The organism is Nisaea sp., from assembly GCF_040217065.1.
In the GTDB taxonomy this organism is placed as follows: domain Bacteria; phylum Pseudomonadota; class Alphaproteobacteria; order Thalassobaculales; family Thalassobaculaceae; genus Nisaea.
In genome coordinates this window covers 437,757-454,248 of the sequence record NZ_JAVJNX010000008.1, presented here as the reverse complement: position 1 = coordinate 454,248, position 16,492 = coordinate 437,757, and the positions used below count along the sequence as shown (strand labels likewise).

The window sequence follows — 16,492 nt, the reverse complement described above, 5'->3', positions numbered from 1 at the left end:
CGGACGAGACCGCTTCCGACCATTATCTGGTCTTTGCCGTATTCGCCCTCTGACCGGCAAGGCGATTGGCGGCGGGATCAGTTGAACGGCTTGCCTCCCAGGCACGCCTGAGACTCCCGCCCTCACCCTCGAAAAACTCGTCCAGCAGCGTGCATTCATGCATCCGGTCGGGCCGGAAATGCCGGAAGTCCTTCCGCAACCGGCACCAGGCCGCCAGCACGGCAACCTCGGCGTAATAGATCAAGGCGATCGGCAGGACCTTGCGCCGGGTCAGCGAGCCTGAATCGTCCGCGTAGACGATCTGCAAGGCACGTTCTTCCCGGATCGCAGTCCTAATTTCCGGAAGCAGATCCAGATCCGGCGCGCCCCAGCTTGAGGTCAACAGAGCCTCGCTAAGTGGTGTGGCCGCATTGATCTTGCGCGCCGCGCGTTCCGCCGCCCGCTTCAGCCCCATATCGCCTGTTCGCGCCAGCATAGACAATCCGACGGAAATGGCCTCCGCCTCCTCGATATCGAAATTGATCGGCGGCAGGTCATAGCCGCGCTGCAGCACATAGCCAATCCCGGCCTCGCCTGCGACGGGTATCCGCATGGACTGAAGCGCCGCGATGTCGCGATAGATCGTCCGGATCGAGACCTCAAGCTGTTCGGCCAGGCGCGCTGCGACGACCGGAGACCGGGCGCCGCGCAGAATCTGGATGATCTCGAACAGTCTGTCAGTAGGACGCATATATCGATGCCTTTCTTACTGATAAATAACAAATCATTCCTGACAGCATGCTGTCAGCAGGAGATTGGTATTGAGTGGCCAGTCCAGCCATTCCGCCAAGGAACTGCCGCCATGCTCATCAATCTGCCTGTGCCGACGCCCCGCCTCCGGGGCGTCGGCCTCGTCGGCATCTCCGTCCTGTTCTTCAGCACGGCCGGTCTGTTCACGAAGGGGGTGCCGGAAGATGCCTGGACCATTGTCTTCTGGCGCGGTCTGGCGGCGGCCGGGTTCACTCTCGGCTATCTGCTGATGACCGGGGGGTTGCGGCAAGAGCTTGCCGGCTTCGGCTGGCCCGCCCTGTTTGTCAGCCTGCTCGGCGCAAGCGGGTCGGCGGCCTTTATTTCCTCGTTCAAACTCACCAGCATCGCCAATGTCGCCCTGATCTACGCCACGGTGCCATTGCTTGCCGCCATTCTCGCGTGGATCTGCCTGCGGGAGCGCCCGACGACGAGAACAATACTCGCCAGCGGCGCCACACTGGCCGGGGTTCTCATCATCTTCGGCGGATCTCTTGGCGGCGCCAGTCTGACGGGCGACCTGCTGGCGCTCTGGATGACGGTGACTCTGGCGGGGTCGATGGTGCTCTACCGTCGCTGGCCGGAGACACCCACCGGCATGCCCTCGGCCCTCTCCTCCATCGTGCTGCTTCCGGTCGCGCTGCTGGCAGCCGCGCCGCTCGATGCCGCCCCCGAATACATGCCCGCCATGGCCGGCTTCGGTCTGGTCTTCGCGGTTGCTTCCATCACGTTGATGGCTGGCGCGCGGCTGCTCCCATCCGCGGAAACCGGTTTGCTCAGCGCTCTGGAGACGCCTGTGGCGCCACTGCTGGCATTCCTGTTTCTGGCGGAGGTGCCTTCGACAGCGACCTTTGTCGGTGGCGGTGTGATCCTGTCGGCCATCTTCTGGTCGCAATGGCCCAGGAGATAATTCCGGGCGTCAGGTCCGGGCGCGCCCGCGCCGTGCCACGGCCTCACGGTGTGCGATGTAGGAAATGCTGCCGACAATGATCGCCGCCCCGATCCAGGTGAAGATCTCCGGCACTTCCCCGAAGATCGCGAAGCCGATCAGGGCGGACCAGACCAGCTGCACGAACTTGATGGGCTGGATCGCCGACATTTCCGCAACCTTGAAGCCCTGGGTCATCAGCAGATGCCCAATGGTCGCCAGTCCGGCGGTGACAGCCACCAGCACAAGCTCTTCGACGGTCGGCGCCCGCCAGACATACAGGGCCGGGATGAGAGTGAATATCGTCACGAATACCGATAGATAGGCCACCACGGCGGGGCCGGTCTCCGTCACGGTCAGTTTCTTGGCGACGATATCGGCGCAGGCAAAGATCGGCGCCGCCAGCAGCATGGCGATCGCCCCCGGGTCGACCACCTCGAAGCCCGGCCGGATAATGACAAGAGCGCCGAACAGCCCGAGCGCGATGGCGATGATCCGGCGCAGGCGGATGACCTCGCCAAGGAACAGGGCCGCGAGCAGCGTGGTATAGACCGGCGCCGTAAAGCCCATGGCCGTGACCTCGGCCAACGGTATCCGCGACATGGCGTAAAACCAGAGCAAAACCCCGCTGCCATGCAGGAAACCGCGCAGGGCATGCACCGGCAGCTTGGCGCTGCGCAGATCCGACGGCCGGAGCTTGAAAAAGAACGGCGCCATGAAGACCAGCGCGAAGGCGTATCGCAGGAACCCGGTCTGGATCGGGTCCAGAGTGGCGCCGACATAACGCACGATCGCCATGAAACAGGAAAAGACCAGTCCCGACAGTCCGATCCAGATCATGCCCTGAACATTGGGCGGGATGGCGTTGAAACGGCTCTGGAGGTCTTTCAGGGGAATGATCAGCATGAATGCCATTTGGAATTAATAACGGGCTGCAGCCTATCATTATTTCAAACGCCGCAAATGACAAAGGGCTCAATGACCCGGAAGCGTCCCCTTTCCCCAAGGAACCATGTGGACGGCGGCTAATCCGGGTCCGTGCTGGCCAGCAGATGCAGGCGCGCTTTCTGGGCGCCCCGGATATGTTTGCGCATCAGATCCTCGGCGCGCTCCGGATCCTTGTCGGCGATCGCCTGCACAATGGCCGCGTGCTCGCTCTTCGCTTCCTCCGCCCGGCCCTCGATTTCCATGGTGGTCGGCCCGAGCAGTGCCATGGCATCCTGCAGGACATTCAGGGTTTTCAGCAGGTATCTGTTATGTGCGGCGTGATAGAGACCGCTGTGGAACCGCCGGTTGTGCCCGGCAACCGCCGCAGGCTTTCCCTTGCCGGTTCCGGCCGGGTCCAGGGCCACGACTTCCTGCAGGATCGCCACTTCCGCCTCCGACGCCCGGCGTGCCGCCAGTCCGGCAGCAGTGCCTTCCAGCACCTCGCGCATGAAATACAGCTCCATGACCGCCTGGTGGTCGAGCTCGGAGATCACCATGCCGCGATAGGGTGCGAAGCTGAGCAACCCGTCCGCTTCCAGGCGGCGGAACGCTTCGCGTACCGGCGTCCGGCTGACATCCAGACGCGCCGCCATCTCGCTCTCCCGGACCCGCTGTCCGGGTTTGAGGTCGCCTGAGCGGATCGCGTCCTTCAGCTTGAGATAGGCGGTCTCGCCCCTGGGCTCCCCAGCCGGCGCGGCATCGCCGTCCTTCGCCATCCGTTTGCGCGTCATCGCCCCTCCTTCGCGCGCCGTCTCCCCGGCGCCTGAAATATCGCGATAACGATACTGGAAGGTTCGGCGCGCGCCCACCCCAATGGGCCGGACACTGACTTGTCTCTGGCTCGGGGCGACCACCTCGGCTACGGTGCGCGTCATCTTGCCTGGAGGGAACCCAACACGATGCCTTACGTCTATCCGATCCCAAACCTGCTTCCGCCCGAACTGGTCACCGAAATCCGGAACCGGCTAGAAGCCGAACCGGATAGCTGGGTTGACGGCGCACAGACTGCGGGCCGCGAAGCCTCCAAGAAAAACAATCAGGAGCTTGCAGCCGACAGCGCGCTGCGCGTGCAGGTCTCGGACGCGATCACGACGGTCCTGCGCGATTATCAGAGGCGCGAATCCCTGCTCTTCACCTTCCTTGCCTCCCCCGCAAAGATCGGTACCTTCCTGGTCTCCAGCACAGAGACCGGCGGCGGCTACGGCGATCACATGGACAACAACGTGATGTCCAAGGGAACGCCGGAGGAGCTGCGCTCCGATCTCTCCATGACCATCTTCCTCTCGGACCCGGAAAGCTACCAGGGCGGCGAGCTGGTGATCGACAGCGACATGTCTTTCGCCCCGAGCTTCAAGATGCCGGCCGGCGGCGCTGTTCTCTACTCCACCAGTTCTATCCATCGGGTAAACCCGGTGACCGCCGGCAAGCGCGTCGTTGCCATTACCTGGGTGCAGAGTGAGATTTCGGATCCGTTCATGCGCCAGATGAATGCCGACCTGCTGCAATGCCTGAATGCGGTCTCGCAGAATGCCGAACAGATGCCGCAGCTGGCGAATTTCCTGACCCTGAAACTGGAAAAAGTCCGCGGCAATCTGCAGAAGCGGCAACGCTGACGGGCAGCCACTCTTCTTTGACCGGCAGAGGTCAGACCTTGCGGTCCCGCTTGGAGGCGCCGTAGGTGCCATCCGGATTCTGCACCAGATCGACGACATCGTCTTTCTTGCGCGGCGCGCCACTGCCATCGCCCGGATTCCGGTCAGCCTCTTTCAGCTTCTGCTTGCGCGCGGCATCGAGCCGGCCCACGAGCTTGAAGCCGTACCAGATCGCAGCGATCACGGCGACGAGCACGAAGATTTTCTGGATACTGAACATCAGTCCGTTTTAGCGGATCGGCCCGGGAGATCAAGACCCGGAATTACGATCGATCACATAGGTGACCACGCCGTGAGGATGACCGGGGCTTTCCCGCCTCCCGGCAAAGGTCATCCCGAGCTTCTCCAGGACCGCATGGGAGCCCCGGTTGTCGCCGCGTGAGCGGGCAACCAGAACCGGAAGCTCAAGCACGTTGAGCGCTATGTTGCGGATCGCCTGCGCCGCTTCGGTCGCATAGCCTTTTCCACGAAATGGTGGGAACAGGCCGTAGGAAATCTCCACCTCTGCCCCGTCATCGGTGTAGCGCAGTCCGCATTCCCCGCAGAACGCACCGCTTTCCCGTTCGATCACCGCGTAAAGACCGAAACCATGCCTGCGCCAGTGCTCCACCAGAACATCGAACGCCGCACTGGCTGCCTGCGGATCCCGCGCTCCGTATTTGCGAATCGCCATGACCTCGGCATCGCCATAGAACCGCACCATATCCGGGCGGTCGGCCTCGCCAAACCGGCGGAGCAAGAGCCGCTCGGTTTCAATCCGTTCAGGAACGGTTTCACTCATCCTTGCCTCACTGCGAACAGACTTTCCACATGCTGGGATTTCATCCGGATAATGTAGATTTGGCGGCGTATTCGATAATCTCTGCGAGATGGCTTCTGTATTATGCTCGTATATTGACCTGAAATCACCCGAAGGAGAGAGCGCATGAAAGCCGCTGAACTGTCCCGCATCGGACCGGCCGAAGAAGTGGTGATCTGCCGCGAGGTTCCCGATGCACCGCCTCCGGATAAGGGTGAAGCCAGTATCGAGCTGATCGCCTGCTCCATCAATCCGGCGGACATCCTTGGCATCGAAGGCAACTACGCTGCCGTTCCGCCGGTACCGTCGCCTCTTGGCATCGAAGGGGTCGGACGCGTGACCGCGGTCGGCAGCGGCGTCAGGGACCTCGCGGTCGGTGACCTGGTGATGAGCCTGCACCGCGCCAACTGGAGTCAGAGCCTGACCGTTCCGGCGACCGCGCTGGTCAAGCTCCCGCCGGAGATCGACCCGGAACAGGCTGCGATGATGAAGGTCAACGCTGCAACCGCAATGCTGATGCTGAAGAGCTACGTGACGCTGAAGTCCGGTGACTGGGTGATGCAGAATGCCGGCAATTCCGGCGTCGGCACCGACGTCATCAAGCTCGCCCGGAAACGCGGCCTGAATACGGTCAGCGTCGTGCGCCGGCATGAACTCATCAAGCCGCTGCATGACATGGGTGCCAACGTGGTCGTGCTGGAGGGACCGGACCTTGCCGCGCGCGTCTCGGCGGCGACCAACGGTGCGGACATCATGCTCGGCCTCGACGCCGTCGCCGGAACGGCTGTGAATGACATGGCCGCATGTCTCGCCGAAGGCGGCATCATCGTCAATTACGGGCTGCTCAGCGGCGTTCCCTGCACGCTTGACGCCCACCAGGTCGTCTTCCGCGACATCACCCTCACCGGCTTCTGGCTGGCCAAGCTGATGCGCGGCATGCAGCCGAAGCAGATCCACGACATGTATGCTGAACTCAGCGGCTATTTCATCGACGGCACCCTGAAGGTCGCGGTCGAGGCCCGGTACGGCCTTGACGACATCCAGCAAGCCATGGCCCACGCCAAGCGCGAAGGACGGAACGGCAAGGTGCTGCTGCGCCCTAACGGGTGATCTAAAGCCCGAACCTGTTCCAGAGCAGCCGTTCCTCAACCGCGGCGATCAGCGAATGCGCAAGTGACGGCGCCTCGCCTGCGGGGCCGCCAAAATCGGTCCCCCGCCGCAGCCGCTGCCAGAGCGAACGTGCGGGCCCATAGCGGCGGAACCGGACATCCTCGCCGTACCGCTGCCGCATCACCCCGCGCAGCTCTCCAAGCCCGTCCACCAGACCGTTTTCCAGCGCCCGCGTCCCGGTCCAGACAGCGCCGCTGAAAAGCTCGTCCTCATCGCCCTTCAGTTTCGTGACGCGCCGGCGCCGGACCGTGTCCTTGAAAGACTCGTAGAGATCCTGCAACAAGTCGTCGAGCCGGGCGACATCATCCGGCTTTTCGGCCTGGAACGGGTCCAGCATGCCTTTCGAGGTGCCTTTGGTGTAGACCCGGCGCTCTATGCCGAGCTTCGAAATGGCCTCCTGCAGACCGAATCCGGCGGTGATCACGCCGATGGAGCCGACGATGGAGGATGGATGCGCGATGATCTCGTCAGCGCCCAGCGCAATCCAGTAGCCGCCGGACGCACAGAGATCCTCGGTGAAGGCGGTGACCGGCTTGTCGAACTCGCGGGCCAATGCCTCGATCCGGCTCTTGATCAGATCGGACTGCACCGGGGAGCCGCCGGGCGAGTTGATCGAGAGCGCCACCGCCGTTGTCCGGCGGGAGGCGAAGGCGGCGCGCAACGGCGCTTCCAGCCGGTCGATGGACAGGCCCTGGCGGAAAGACGAGCCGCCGCCGATGGGGCCATGCAGACGAACCACGGCAACTTGCGGATCTTTCGGGCCGAACGGGTTCAGCCGCGACCAGAGCGGGCGAGACATGGATGATCTCCTCTAAAGCGGTGCGCCGAGCGCAAGTGCCGCCCCGTCCAGGGCGGCCGCGACCGGCGGTGAATAACTTCCATCCATATTGTGCAGCACCATCCCGGATGTAAGGGAAAGCGGTGTCCGCACTCCCTTTCGGGCCATCACGATCACCCGTTTCGCGTCGCGCCCGGCCTTCGGATAGAGCGGATGGACCTGCAACCCGCCGAAGCGCCGCTGCATCGGCTCCAGCATATCCGCCAGCCGGTCGGCCCGGTGCACCATGGCAAGACGCCCCTTGTGGCGCAGTGCCCGGTACGCCGCCTCGACCCATGCGGAGAGCGGCACATCCCCCTCGACATGAGCCGCCGCCTTCAGCGTGCTTTCCGGCAGGTCGGCCCTGTCCGCCTCGAGATAGGGCGGATTGGCGACGACGAAATCGAAGACGCCGTCCTTGAACAGAGCGGGCCGTGCCTCGACCTGCCCGAGATGCGGCGTGAACCGGTCTGCGACACCATTGAGGTCGGCATTGCGCACGGCAATATCGCGCATTTCCGGTGATTGTTCGAGGCCGGTCACGGTGAGATCCGGTATCCGTGCCAGCAAACAGAGGGAAATCGCCCCGGCACCGCAGCCAAGATCCAGAACCCGGTCGCCGCCTTTCACGTCAGCCGACGCGGCCAGCAGGATGGGATCGATGGCCGCCCGGTATCCCCGCACCGGTTGCAGGAACCGCACCCGCCCGCCAAGCAGGCTGTCCTCCGTTACCTCCATGACCGGATCAGTCCGCGTCGAGCTGTTCACCGGATTCCTCCAGCACCTCTTTCGCCCGGCCGAAATCCTCGTCCCGTATGGCCAACCGGCGCGGAATGGCATTGGCACTGCCTTCGAGCACGCTCATGTGATTGTCCAGCACAAGCGGCTCCAGCCCCGCATCGCGCAGCAGCGCGGTCAGGAAGGAGAGCCGGACAATATCGGTCGTGCGCAGCAATTCCTTCATGGCATTTCCCTGGGGTGTGGTGTGACCGGCGGGCACCAGCCCGCCACATATTCCCCGGTGCGTCACCGGGAAGCGGGCGCAACACTTGACCCCCGCAAAACCGGTTCTATGCTCGCTGCGCGATTGAATGCCGTCAAGCGACACGGAGTTTGCCTTGGGCGTGGTTGTGGATTTCGAGGATAGCGGAAAGCGCAAAGCCTCCATCAAGGGCCTGACAGATCTGGTGCAAGCCGACCTGGAGCGGGTCAACAAGACCATCATCGAACATATGCAGAGCCCGGTCGCCCTGATTCCGCAGCTGGCGGGGCATCTGATTGCCGCCGGCGGCAAACGGCTCAGACCGATGCTCACGCTCGGCGCCGCGGCGCTCTGCAACTACACCGGCGACCGGCATATCCGCCTGGCGGCCTGCGTCGAGTTCATCCACACCGCAACCCTGCTGCATGACGACGTGGTCGACGAGAGCGACCTGCGGCGCGGCCAGGAATCGGCGAACGCGGTCTGGGGCAACCAGGCCAGCGTGCTGGTCGGCGACTTCCTGTTCAGCCGCTCCTTCCAGCTGATGACCGCGGACGGCTCCATCGAGGTCCTGCGGATTCTCTCCGAGGCCTCCGCCGTGATCGCCGAGGGCGAGGTGCAGCAGCTCATCACCACGAACGACACGGCGACTGATGAAAGCGCCTATCTGGAAGTGATCCGGGGCAAGACCGCCAAATTGTTCGCCGCCGCCGCCGAGATCGGCGCCGTGGTCGCCGAACGGCCGAAGACGGAACAGCAGGCGCTGGAAAGTTACGGCATGAATCTCGGCATCGCCTTCCAGCTGGTCGACGACGTGCTGGATTATTCGGCCGAACAGGAAAAGCTTGGCAAGACGGTCGGGGACGATTTCCTGGAAGGCAAGATCACCCTGCCGGTGATCCTCGCCTTCCGGCGCGGTGACGATGAGGAACGCGCCTTCTGGCGCCGCACCCTGGAAGAGCTGGATCAGCGGGACGGCGATCTGGCGAGAGCGCAGGCGCTGATGGCAAAGCACAACACGCTGGCCGACAGCCTTGAGCGGGCCCGGCACTATGCCGCCATCGCCCGCGACGCCCTCGGCCTGTTCGCGGACGGCCCGGCCAAGGATTCCCTTATCGACGTTGTCGATTTCTGCGTCGAGCGGGCCTATTGATCGGCGGCAGCAAGGTGCGCGATCCGTTTCACCTAGATAGCAGCCGTTATCGCCTTCGCATTGGCGCCATTGTCGTGGAAGACGAGGCTGACAGAGCCATTACGAGCGGAAGCCACCCGGCTCCGAATGCCGCTCGCAACGCCGTCAATTGAGATGGTACCGTCCGCGCCTTCGGCAAATTCCCGATCCGTTTCGACCTGGCACCCGCCCGGCGCAAGATCGATCACGGTTGCCTTGATCACGGCGCCTCCGAACTGAAGCGCGCACCCGATCCGGACTGCCTTGCGCTCGTCCCGGCGGCGATCGACGTTTGGATCGGCGGAACGGACCGAAGCAACGACCGTTGACCGCAATTCCTGAACCTCCCGCGCCACTCTTTCGGCAACGCTAGCGACCTCGCCGGCGCGGCGCCCGGTGGATTCCGCTTCCTTGGTCACGGCAGTGATCTGTTCCGTCATCTCGCGTGATGCCGACGCCGTCTCGGCGACATTGTGGGCGATCTCGTCAGTCGCGTTCTTCTGCTCTCCGACCGCGTGAGAGACGGCTCCAGCCACCTCCTCGATCTCTCGAACCTTGGCAATGATTTCGCTCACCGAGCGCACCGCCGCTTCGGTCACGTTCTGTACTTCGGCGATCTGCTGGTTGATCTCCTCGGTCGAGCTCCCGGTCTGATTGGCGAGGTTCTTGACCTCGCTCGCGACGACTGCAAAGCCCTTGCCGGCCTCGCCTGCACGGGCCGCCTCGATGGTCGCGTTCAACGCCAGGAGATTGGTTTGCTCAGCGATGTCCCGGATGACGGTCACAACCTCGCTGATGCGCACCACTGCGGATTGCAGATCCAGGATCGTCTTTTCCGTCCCGGAGCCGAGATTGGCGGCATCCCGGATAATGCCGGTCGCATTGCCCATCTGGCCGCTGATCTCGTTGATCGAGGCCGTCAGTTCCTCGGCGGCGCTGGCGACGGTTTCCGCATTGGCAAGCGCCTCGTGGGCGGCCGCAGCGACGCTCTCGGAACGCACGGAAACACTTTCGGCCGACTGGCCCATTTCTGTCGCCGCATTGCGCAGCTCGGCGGTCTCTCTCGATATCTCTTCCGCCGCCGCCGCGGTCTCGCCTTCGACCGTATTCGCCATGGAACGGAGGGCCTCAGCGCGGGCCTCCTCGGCACGAGACTGCTGTTCCATCGCCGCACGCTCAAGAGCGGCGCGCTCCCGGGCAGCACCGAGGAACGTTCCCGCCGCCTTGTTGAGACTACGGACCTCCGTCGGCCCGGCATCCGCCTCCGCGATCTGGATAGAGTCGTTGCCTGCGGCAATCGCCAGAAGTGTGTCCGTGATACGGCCGAGTGGCCCCGTGGTTGAACGGATGATCATCCAGGCAGCCGACGCGGCAAGAACCAGAGCGACCAGATTGACCAGTAGAACCTGGATCATCTCGGTGAACTGCGCATCGATATGGCTCTGCGCGTCGAGAAGCATCTTGTCCGCAAGCGTATCCTCGACCTGCTTCATCAGGTTGATTCTCTTGGTCGCGGTTGCGAACCAGTCGCTCCCTGAAATGCCTTGCGTATCGTTCGTAGTCGGCAGGTCGACGAGAACCTTCAACCAGTCCTGATATTTCTGCACCTCAGGACCGGTGACGATCCGGTCGAAGATCTCTGTCTCTCCCGCAATCGAGAAAATTTCGAATTCATGCAGAAAGATCTGCTGACCACGGACAAAATTCAGAAAGCGCGCGTAGAGAGCCGGGTTTCCGAAATTCGTATTGAAGACACCAGCGCCAATCGCCCGTTCAAGCCCGGCATTCTCTTTTGCCCAGACCAGGGCGCGGAGCGCGAGCAGCTCCTGTGAAATCTCAGGGTCCGGGCTGGCTTCCTCGACAATCGCGATGATGTCGATCAGATCGCGGATGATGGTGGAATAGAAACCGACATTCTGGGCCACATTGACCGAGCCGGCATCGACCGCAGACCGATGCGCCGCAAGGTCCGCAAGCTCGCTCTCGACCTTGTCGAGGAATCTGTGAACATCTTCAAGATGCCCGCCGTCATGCAGAGAGTCGTCCTTTTGGAACGCCTTGACGAAGGCATCGTAGCGACCGAGCTCTCCGTATTTCGACATCTCGGAAAGCCGACCCTTAGCGGTTTTTGCATTGTCTGCTAAACAAAGGGTTAAGGCGGCCGAGTTTTTATTAAAAATCAGAACTTTTTTGAACGGCCAAGCGTCGTAGAATTCTTATGCAAAAAACGAAAATCACCGCTTGATGCTCTCTGGAGACCACGCTATATAGCGGCCTCTCCTCGGTCGGGGAGTAGCTCAGCCTGGTAGAGTACTGCCTTCGGGAGGCAGGGGCCGGAGGTTCGAATCCTCTCTCCCCGACCATTAAACCAAGCACTTCAGCATTCCGGATGAGTTCGCCAGCCCCGGTTTCGCCAGCCTTCCCAGCGCTGAAATCCGCCCATGAAGTTCCCTGCCGCTTGCCGCGAACACAACGTTCGGCCCACATAGTCTGCTTCCGGAGCCTTAGAGTTCAGCAGAGGCCTTCTTGTGCAGGCCGATGTGCGCCCCGCTCCCATCGTCTGGACGCTCCTGGTGCATCCCCATTTGATCAAGGGTAAATCGCGCCAGCGCAACAAAAGCGAAGGTGTCGCCCTCGATCCGGTAAGGGCAGATCAAACGCTCGATCTCCCTCACATATTCGAACTTTCCGATATACGGCCCCCTCGAGTAGATCGGACAGCGTTTCAGGACGGTCAGCCCGAATTCCCGCGCCATCACCTTCTTGTTTTTCAGGGGCACATCGGCCAGGAAACGCTTCGATGCGGAAAACCCGTTATGGGTCTCGATCGCCTGTCCGACCAACTCGTAGAAAAAGCGCCTGGGCGTGCCGATCAGCTTGCACAGGATCAGGTGGCTGATCAACGCCGGCGGTATGTCCAGAACATCGAAGTGCCGATAGGCCGGAAAGACGTCCTCGGTATCTGCCTGGTGCCTGTGCCAAGCCTCGAGCAAGGGGGAGAAGAATCGCGGGACACGTAAATCTTGGTTTGGGAGCAGATGGCGTTCGACTGTATCGAGTCTCTTCATCATCCCTCGCTCTCCCACCCGGACTGTCGATATGGCGGCAGCAATCAAATTCTTGAGTTTGCGCACTCCGAACACACGCAATCATAAAGAGCTTTTTCTAGCCCGATAACCTTATTAAGGATATTGCTTTAGGCCGTCAGCGTCGTGCCGTCTCGATCAGCCCAGCAGGTCGAGACGCGCCTGGAGCCAGATCAGCGACGGATAGGCGGCGGCCCATACCCAGACGAACCTGTTGAATTCGAACATGACGAAATTGGCGACGTGGAATGCCATGGCGAGTGTCAGTCCCACCGCAAGTGCCTCCGGTGACAGCATTGCCAGCGGAAACAGCAATTCCAGCAATATGACCGCCCAAGACATTACCCAGAGCAGGCGCGGGTATTTGGCCCATTCTCTGGTCGCCTCGCTGACCGGGTAGACGGAAAACGCGAAGACATCCCGCAGCGCCTGCCCGCTTCGCCAGTCCCGGTAGATGACCTTAGCCCATCCGGACTTGAAGTAGGAAAACACCACCTGAAGCGCCAGATATCCGAAGACGTATTCCTGCCATTGCGCATTCGGCATCAGGTGGGTGGCGCAGAGGCAGGTGATCAACAGCACGCTCAGCAGGTCGCTGCCGCCATTATACGGCCCCTGAAACCGCTTCAGAATGAACAGGGCGTTGATGAAAAGCGCAAGGCAGACCCATTGCGGCAGAAGGCCCGCGAGCAGCAGCAGGCTCAACACCAGACGCACGAGGTAATGCGGCCGCTCGTCCGGCAGCCCGAAAACATGCTCCAGGCTTTGTTGAATGAGGGCAATCGACAGCAGGATTTCCGTCAGCCGGATCGCATCGTCCAGACTCATCGATCGAGCGGGTCGACAGCGCGATAGGACGGAGACACGAACAGGATGTCCCGCCTGGGCCGGTCTTCGAATTCGGTCACGAAAACCAGTCTGAAGCGGAAGAATGCCGGTTGGGGGGCACTACCGGCCTGGCGCAGAAGGTCGGCCCGCAGGCGCCGCCGGATTTCCCGGCTGCAATGCTCCGTCTGGCCCTGCACAAAACGTTCGGCACAATTCGCCAGATGCAGGGTTTCATTCCACGCCGCGTTCCAGAAGAAGGCTTTCAGCCTATTTCGCAGACCGACACGCGCCGGCCTCGGGCGGCATTCCCGCCAGGTGGCGGAATCATCTTCCGGCATGTCGAACTGGCAGAACTCAATCCGCGGTGACGGTCCGATCACGTCGAAGAAACGCCATGACGGAAAAAGGGCGGGCAGAAGCAGATTTACAATTCCGAGAAAACTCAAGCGTCTAGCCCCGCCCCTGAACCCAACCGAGCCCAATCAGCCGAGCCGGCGCACGTCAATCACCGATTTAATCAGCCCATTTACGGTAGGAGCAACCTCGAATTTATATTGCAGGCGCTGGAAACCTTCACAGCCCGCGGTGGCAGGGGGGGGGGGGGGGGCGGAACGGACACGCTTCCTGGCCGCTCTGGCCTCCGGCACCGGCTGCCCGGTCTCTGCATCATCTCTCATGATCGGCGACACAGCCAAGGGCGGCGGCTGGCGGACGGGCCGCCTTTTGCCGTTTTCTAGTCGAGGAAGACGGACGTGATCTCCGGGAACATGATCATGACGGCAAGCACCATCAGCTTAATCACGATGAACGGCAGAAAGCCTTTGAAGATATCGGTCAGCTTGATGTGAGGCGGGGCGACCGATTTGAGATAGAACGCCGCCGGCCCGAATGGCGGGCTGAGAAAACTGACCTGCATGTTGAGGCAGAACAGGAGGCCGAACCAGACGGCCATGTGCCTGGGCTCCAGGTTGCCGAGTATGCCCATATCGGCGGCGCTGAACTTGGCAACGATCGGCAGGAATACGGGCATGACCGGCAACACGATGCCGATCCAGTCCATCACGGCCCCCAAGAACAGGAAGACCGGCATCATCATCAGGATAATGCCCGTCGGCGGAAAATCGAACCTGACGATCGATCCGGCGACAAAGGCGGGGCCGCCGACAAGCGAATAGGCGCCGGCCAGGGCTGTCGCGCCGAACGTGACCCAAATGATCGTGCCGGTCGACCGAATCGTGCGTTGCAGGGCTTCGAGGAACAGTCCCACCGTGAATTCACCGCGCAGCTTGATGATCAACAGGGTGCCCAGACAGCCGAACCACTCCTTTGCCGGATCAGTGTGCGATCGCCGAAATACCGTCCACCGGCCCAGACGCGGGCAGGCGGATGGTGAAGGCACTTCCCGTACCGGGAACACTGCTCACCGCGATCGAGCCGCCATGTTTTTCGACAATCTTCTTGCATTCCGCCAGGCCAATGCCTGATCCGGGCTGGTTGCCGCCGCTCTTGAGGCGGGTGAAGAGATCGAAGATCCGCTCCTGATCCTTCCCGGACATGCCGAGGCCGTTATCCTCGACGGTGAAGACACACCGCCCGTCGTCCCGCCGGCACCCGATCCGGATCAGCGGCGCGACGTTCTGACGGCGATATTTGATCGCGTTCTCGACCAGGTTCTGGAAAAGCCGCAGCAATTGGGTCTCGTTGCCAATGACCGGCAACAGGTTATCAAGGTCGATACGGGCACCGGTATCCTTGATGAGCCGGGCCAGGTTCGCCTGGGCATCGGTCAGAACGGACGCGATCGAGACCGGTCTGTGCAGCTGCTCGCCACCGGTCGCCCGCGAATATTCTAGAAGCCCCCGGACCATGCCGATCGCCATATCGATCCCCGTCCCGGCCCGCGTCAGCAGACCACGTTCATCTTTCCCGAGCGTGTCCCCGACTGTGTCCGACAGCAAAGAGATAAAGCCCTTCGCTGCACCAAGTGGGTTGGTAAGATCATGGGAAATGGCGCGGGCAAATTGCTGGAGTTCCTCGTTCGACTCCTTGAGCTGACGGGTACGCTCACTGACACGCTCCTCCAGCTGCAAGCGCTCCTCTTCCAGAAGCAAGGAGACATGTTTGAGCCGCCGGTTGAGGATGAACATGGCGGCGGAGAACCCGGACAGCAGAACGGTCAATGCTATCGTGGCAATGATGAGCCAGCGATATTCCTCCCAGACTGAAAGATCGGCGAAACGGATCTCGGCATGTGCAGGAAGCCGGTCAGTGGAGATATTCCATCGCCTCAGTTGCCGGTTGTCATAGATCGGCTGCATCAAATCCCGGTCGGCCAGTATCGCCGGCTTGCCGTGCATGATGGAGAGCATCTGGCGCGCCACGATCCGACCGACAGATTCGACGGACAGCAATCGGCCTCCGACGATACCGCTGCCGATCAGGGTATCCCATGCGGAAAAAACGGGGGCATTGGCACTGGCCGCGATACGGCGCACGGCTTCATAGGGAACGAAATTCTCACCCGCACCGTCTTTGAAAATAGGCAGATAAAAGATTGCGCTGTTCGAAGGCAGGTTGGCGACCTGATCCTGAAGCCCCAGCAGAGGTAGATCCAGCAGATATTCCACCTTCGCATCCGGTTTCAGATTCGCGATAGCAGCTTGCACGGCTCCGATGCGGGTCTTGCCACTGACCTCCGTCGCGTCCCCCACGACGAAGATGTGCCGCGGGTCGGCGACCTGGAGCATTTCGGCAAAAGCCTTTTCCACGTTCGCATTGTAATCAATCCGTGAGGCATCAGCCGGGGCCACCGAACCCGCCCTGATGTAAAGACGCGCCGCTCCTGGGAACAGATCCGGATTAAGAGCAAGAAACCGGCCTGCGGGAAGGCTTTCAGAAAGAACCAGATTCAGGGAAACGCCGGAATACTTTGTTTCGAAGAACTGCCGATGCCCGTCCGTGAACCGCTTCTCCGAGAATCGCCCCGCATCGAGATATTCCACGAAGAACTCGGCCGCCTGGCCGGCTTCGCGAAGCTCATCCCTGATGCCTTTCTCCACGGCGGTCTGCCAGGGCTGGTCGGGAAACCAGGAATTCAGGATAAGGATGGACGGGGTCCTTGCCTCGTCGCTCCGCGACGGAACGGAATGCAAGGCGACAATCGTGAAAACCAGTACTGCCGACAGCGCAAGGAGGCGGACCGACAGACGGCCCCCTGCCGGAAACCCTCGAGAAGGAACCGCCCGCATCGGTCGGCAATCGACCTGGGTGCGGGCTCTTGTCATTG

General features: G+C 61.8%; 18 protein-coding genes and 1 tRNA gene. 5 read left to right on the top strand and 14 right to left on the bottom strand.

What is annotated here, in order from left to right:
- Positions 1–22 precede the first annotated feature (22 nt).
- Positions 23–730 (bottom strand): helix-turn-helix transcriptional regulator, encoded by a 708-nt coding sequence (locus RH950_RS11220; protein ID WP_350056713.1) that lies wholly within the window; start codon positions 728–730, stop codon positions 23–25.
- 111 nt (positions 731–841) lie between these two features.
- Between RH950_RS11220 and RH950_RS11215 the strand changes: the two genes are divergently transcribed.
- Complete coding sequence (locus RH950_RS11215; protein WP_350056711.1) at positions 842–1,696, top strand: DMT family transporter; 855 nt, start codon at positions 842–844, stop codon at positions 1,694–1,696.
- 9 nt (positions 1,697–1,705) lie between these two features.
- Here the strand turns inward: RH950_RS11215 and RH950_RS11210 are convergent, their stop codons facing one another.
- Together RH950_RS11210 and RH950_RS11205 are read right to left on the bottom strand one after the other, a co-directional pair.
- The gene (locus tag RH950_RS11210; protein WP_350056709.1) at positions 1,706–2,620 is read right to left on the bottom strand and encodes a DMT family transporter; all 915 of its coding nucleotides are present in this window, start codon (positions 2,618–2,620) and stop codon (positions 1,706–1,708) included.
- A gap of 119 nt (positions 2,621–2,739) precedes the next feature.
- Positions 2,740–3,432, bottom strand: coding sequence for a GntR family transcriptional regulator (locus RH950_RS11205; protein WP_350056707.1), 693 nt, complete (start codon positions 3,430–3,432; stop codon positions 2,740–2,742).
- 168 nt (positions 3,433–3,600) lie between these two features.
- On the opposite strand from RH950_RS11205, the gene RH950_RS11200 reads away from it, so the two are divergent.
- The gene (locus RH950_RS11200; protein WP_350056705.1) at positions 3,601–4,314 is read left to right on the top strand and encodes a Fe2+-dependent dioxygenase; all 714 of its coding nucleotides are present in this window, start codon (positions 3,601–3,603) and stop codon (positions 4,312–4,314) included.
- A gap of 31 nt (positions 4,315–4,345) precedes the next feature.
- Here the strand turns inward: RH950_RS11200 and RH950_RS11195 are convergent, their stop codons facing one another.
- Positions 4,346–4,573 carry a hypothetical protein gene (locus RH950_RS11195; RefSeq protein WP_350056703.1) on the bottom strand — a complete coding sequence of 76 codons (228 nt, stop codon included), beginning with the start codon at positions 4,571–4,573 and terminating at the stop codon, positions 4,346–4,348.
- A gap of 30 nt (positions 4,574–4,603) precedes the next feature.
- A complete protein-coding gene (locus tag RH950_RS11190; protein WP_350056701.1) occupies positions 4,604–5,134 on the bottom strand; it encodes a GNAT family N-acetyltransferase in 531 nt (176 codons plus the stop codon).
- 144 nt (positions 5,135–5,278) lie between these two features.
- Here RH950_RS11190 and RH950_RS11185 point away from each other — a divergent pair, with 144 nt between their 5' ends.
- On the top strand, positions 5,279–6,262 hold the full coding sequence (locus RH950_RS11185; RefSeq protein WP_350056699.1) for a zinc-dependent alcohol dehydrogenase family protein: 984 nt from the start codon (positions 5,279–5,281) through the stop codon (positions 6,260–6,262).
- Between the two features lies 1 nt (position 6,263).
- On the opposite strand, the gene RH950_RS11180 is transcribed toward RH950_RS11185, so the two are convergent.
- From RH950_RS11180 to RH950_RS11170, 3 genes are read right to left on the bottom strand one after another with little or no spacing between them, the layout of a single operon-like run.
- Positions 6,264–7,121 (bottom strand): S49 family peptidase, encoded by an 858-nt coding sequence (locus RH950_RS11180; protein ID WP_350056697.1) that lies wholly within the window; start codon positions 7,119–7,121, stop codon positions 6,264–6,266.
- 12 nt (positions 7,122–7,133) lie between these two features.
- Positions 7,134–7,907: a tRNA1(Val) (adenine(37)-N6)-methyltransferase gene (locus tag RH950_RS11175; RefSeq protein WP_350056695.1), complete on the bottom strand. Its 774-nt coding sequence runs from the start codon at positions 7,905–7,907 to the stop codon at positions 7,134–7,136.
- On the bottom strand, positions 7,885–8,103 hold the full coding sequence (locus RH950_RS11170) for a putative signal transducing protein (RefSeq protein WP_350056693.1): 219 nt from the start codon (positions 8,101–8,103) through the stop codon (positions 7,885–7,887). The genes RH950_RS11175 and RH950_RS11170 overlap by 23 nt, the downstream gene beginning before the upstream one ends.
- Before the next feature lie 154 nt (positions 8,104–8,257).
- Here RH950_RS11170 and RH950_RS11165 point away from each other — a divergent pair, with 154 nt between their 5' ends.
- Positions 8,258–9,274, top strand: coding sequence for a polyprenyl synthetase family protein (locus RH950_RS11165; RefSeq protein WP_350056691.1), 1,017 nt, complete (start codon positions 8,258–8,260; stop codon positions 9,272–9,274).
- A 32-nt stretch (positions 9,275–9,306) separates the two neighbouring features.
- Here RH950_RS11165 and RH950_RS11160 read toward each other — a convergent pair whose 3' ends face one another.
- Entirely contained in the window at positions 9,307–11,394 is a 2,088-nt protein-coding gene (locus tag RH950_RS11160; RefSeq protein ID WP_350056689.1) for a methyl-accepting chemotaxis protein, read from the bottom strand.
- 184 nt (positions 11,395–11,578) lie between these two features.
- Here RH950_RS11160 and RH950_RS11155 point away from each other — a divergent pair.
- Positions 11,579–11,655 (top strand) — tRNA-Pro (locus tag RH950_RS11155).
- A 141-nt stretch (positions 11,656–11,796) separates the two neighbouring features.
- Here RH950_RS11155 and RH950_RS11150 read toward each other — a convergent pair.
- From RH950_RS11150 to RH950_RS11130, 5 genes are all read right to left on the bottom strand, one after another.
- Positions 11,797–12,426, bottom strand: coding sequence for a hypothetical protein (locus RH950_RS11150; protein ID WP_350056687.1), 630 nt, complete (start codon positions 12,424–12,426; stop codon positions 11,797–11,799).
- A 90-nt stretch (positions 12,427–12,516) separates the two neighbouring features.
- Positions 12,517–13,206 (bottom strand): HTTM domain-containing protein, encoded by a 690-nt coding sequence (locus tag RH950_RS11145; protein WP_350056685.1) that lies wholly within the window; start codon positions 13,204–13,206, stop codon positions 12,517–12,519.
- Positions 13,203–13,652 (bottom strand): hypothetical protein, encoded by a 450-nt coding sequence (locus tag RH950_RS11140; protein ID WP_350056683.1) that lies wholly within the window; start codon positions 13,650–13,652, stop codon positions 13,203–13,205. Before RH950_RS11140 ends, RH950_RS11145 begins: the two co-directional genes overlap by 4 nt.
- A 287-nt stretch (positions 13,653–13,939) precedes the next feature.
- The gene (locus tag RH950_RS11135) at positions 13,940–14,503 is read right to left on the bottom strand and encodes a TRAP transporter large permease subunit (protein ID WP_350056681.1); all 564 of its coding nucleotides are present in this window, start codon (positions 14,501–14,503) and stop codon (positions 13,940–13,942) included.
- A 37-nt stretch (positions 14,504–14,540) separates the two neighbouring features.
- Entirely contained in the window at positions 14,541–16,490 is a 1,950-nt protein-coding gene (locus tag RH950_RS11130) for an ATP-binding protein (protein ID WP_350056679.1), read from the bottom strand.
- Between the last annotated feature and the right edge of the window lie 2 nt (positions 16,491–16,492).

Bases quoted from the DNA above. Each gene is read 5' to 3' on its own strand.
- RH950_RS11220 (WP_350056713.1), bottom strand. From the start codon at position 730: ATGCGTCCTACTGACAGACTGTTCGAGATCATCCAGATTCTGCGCGGC.
- RH950_RS11215 (WP_350056711.1), top strand. From the start codon at position 842: ATGCTCATCAATCTGCCTGTGCCGACGCCCCGCCTCCGGGGCGTCGGC.
- RH950_RS11210 (WP_350056709.1), bottom strand. From the start codon at position 2,620: ATGCTGATCATTCCCCTGAAAGACCTCCAGAGCCGTTTCAACGCCATC.
- RH950_RS11205 (WP_350056707.1), bottom strand. From the start codon at position 3,432: ATGACGCGCAAACGGATGGCGAAGGACGGCGATGCCGCGCCGGCTGGG.
- RH950_RS11200 (WP_350056705.1), top strand. From the start codon at position 3,601: ATGCCTTACGTCTATCCGATCCCAAACCTGCTTCCGCCCGAACTGGTC.
- RH950_RS11195 (WP_350056703.1), bottom strand. From the start codon at position 4,573: ATGTTCAGTATCCAGAAAATCTTCGTGCTCGTCGCCGTGATCGCTGCG.
- RH950_RS11190 (WP_350056701.1), bottom strand. From the start codon at position 5,134: ATGAGTGAAACCGTTCCTGAACGGATTGAAACCGAGCGGCTCTTGCTC.
- RH950_RS11185 (WP_350056699.1), top strand. From the start codon at position 5,279: ATGAAAGCCGCTGAACTGTCCCGCATCGGACCGGCCGAAGAAGTGGTG.
- RH950_RS11180 (WP_350056697.1), bottom strand. From the start codon at position 7,121: ATGTCTCGCCCGCTCTGGTCGCGGCTGAACCCGTTCGGCCCGAAAGAT.
- RH950_RS11170 (WP_350056693.1), bottom strand. From the start codon at position 8,103: ATGAAGGAATTGCTGCGCACGACCGATATTGTCCGGCTCTCCTTCCTG.
- RH950_RS11160 (WP_350056689.1), bottom strand. From the start codon at position 11,394: ATGTCGAAATACGGAGAGCTCGGTCGCTACGATGCCTTCGTCAAGGCG.
- RH950_RS11145 (WP_350056685.1), bottom strand. From the start codon at position 13,206: ATGAGTCTGGACGATGCGATCCGGCTGACGGAAATCCTGCTGTCGATT.
- RH950_RS11130 (WP_350056679.1), bottom strand. From the start codon at position 16,490: ATGACAAGAGCCCGCACCCAGGTCGATTGCCGACCGATGCGGGCGGTT.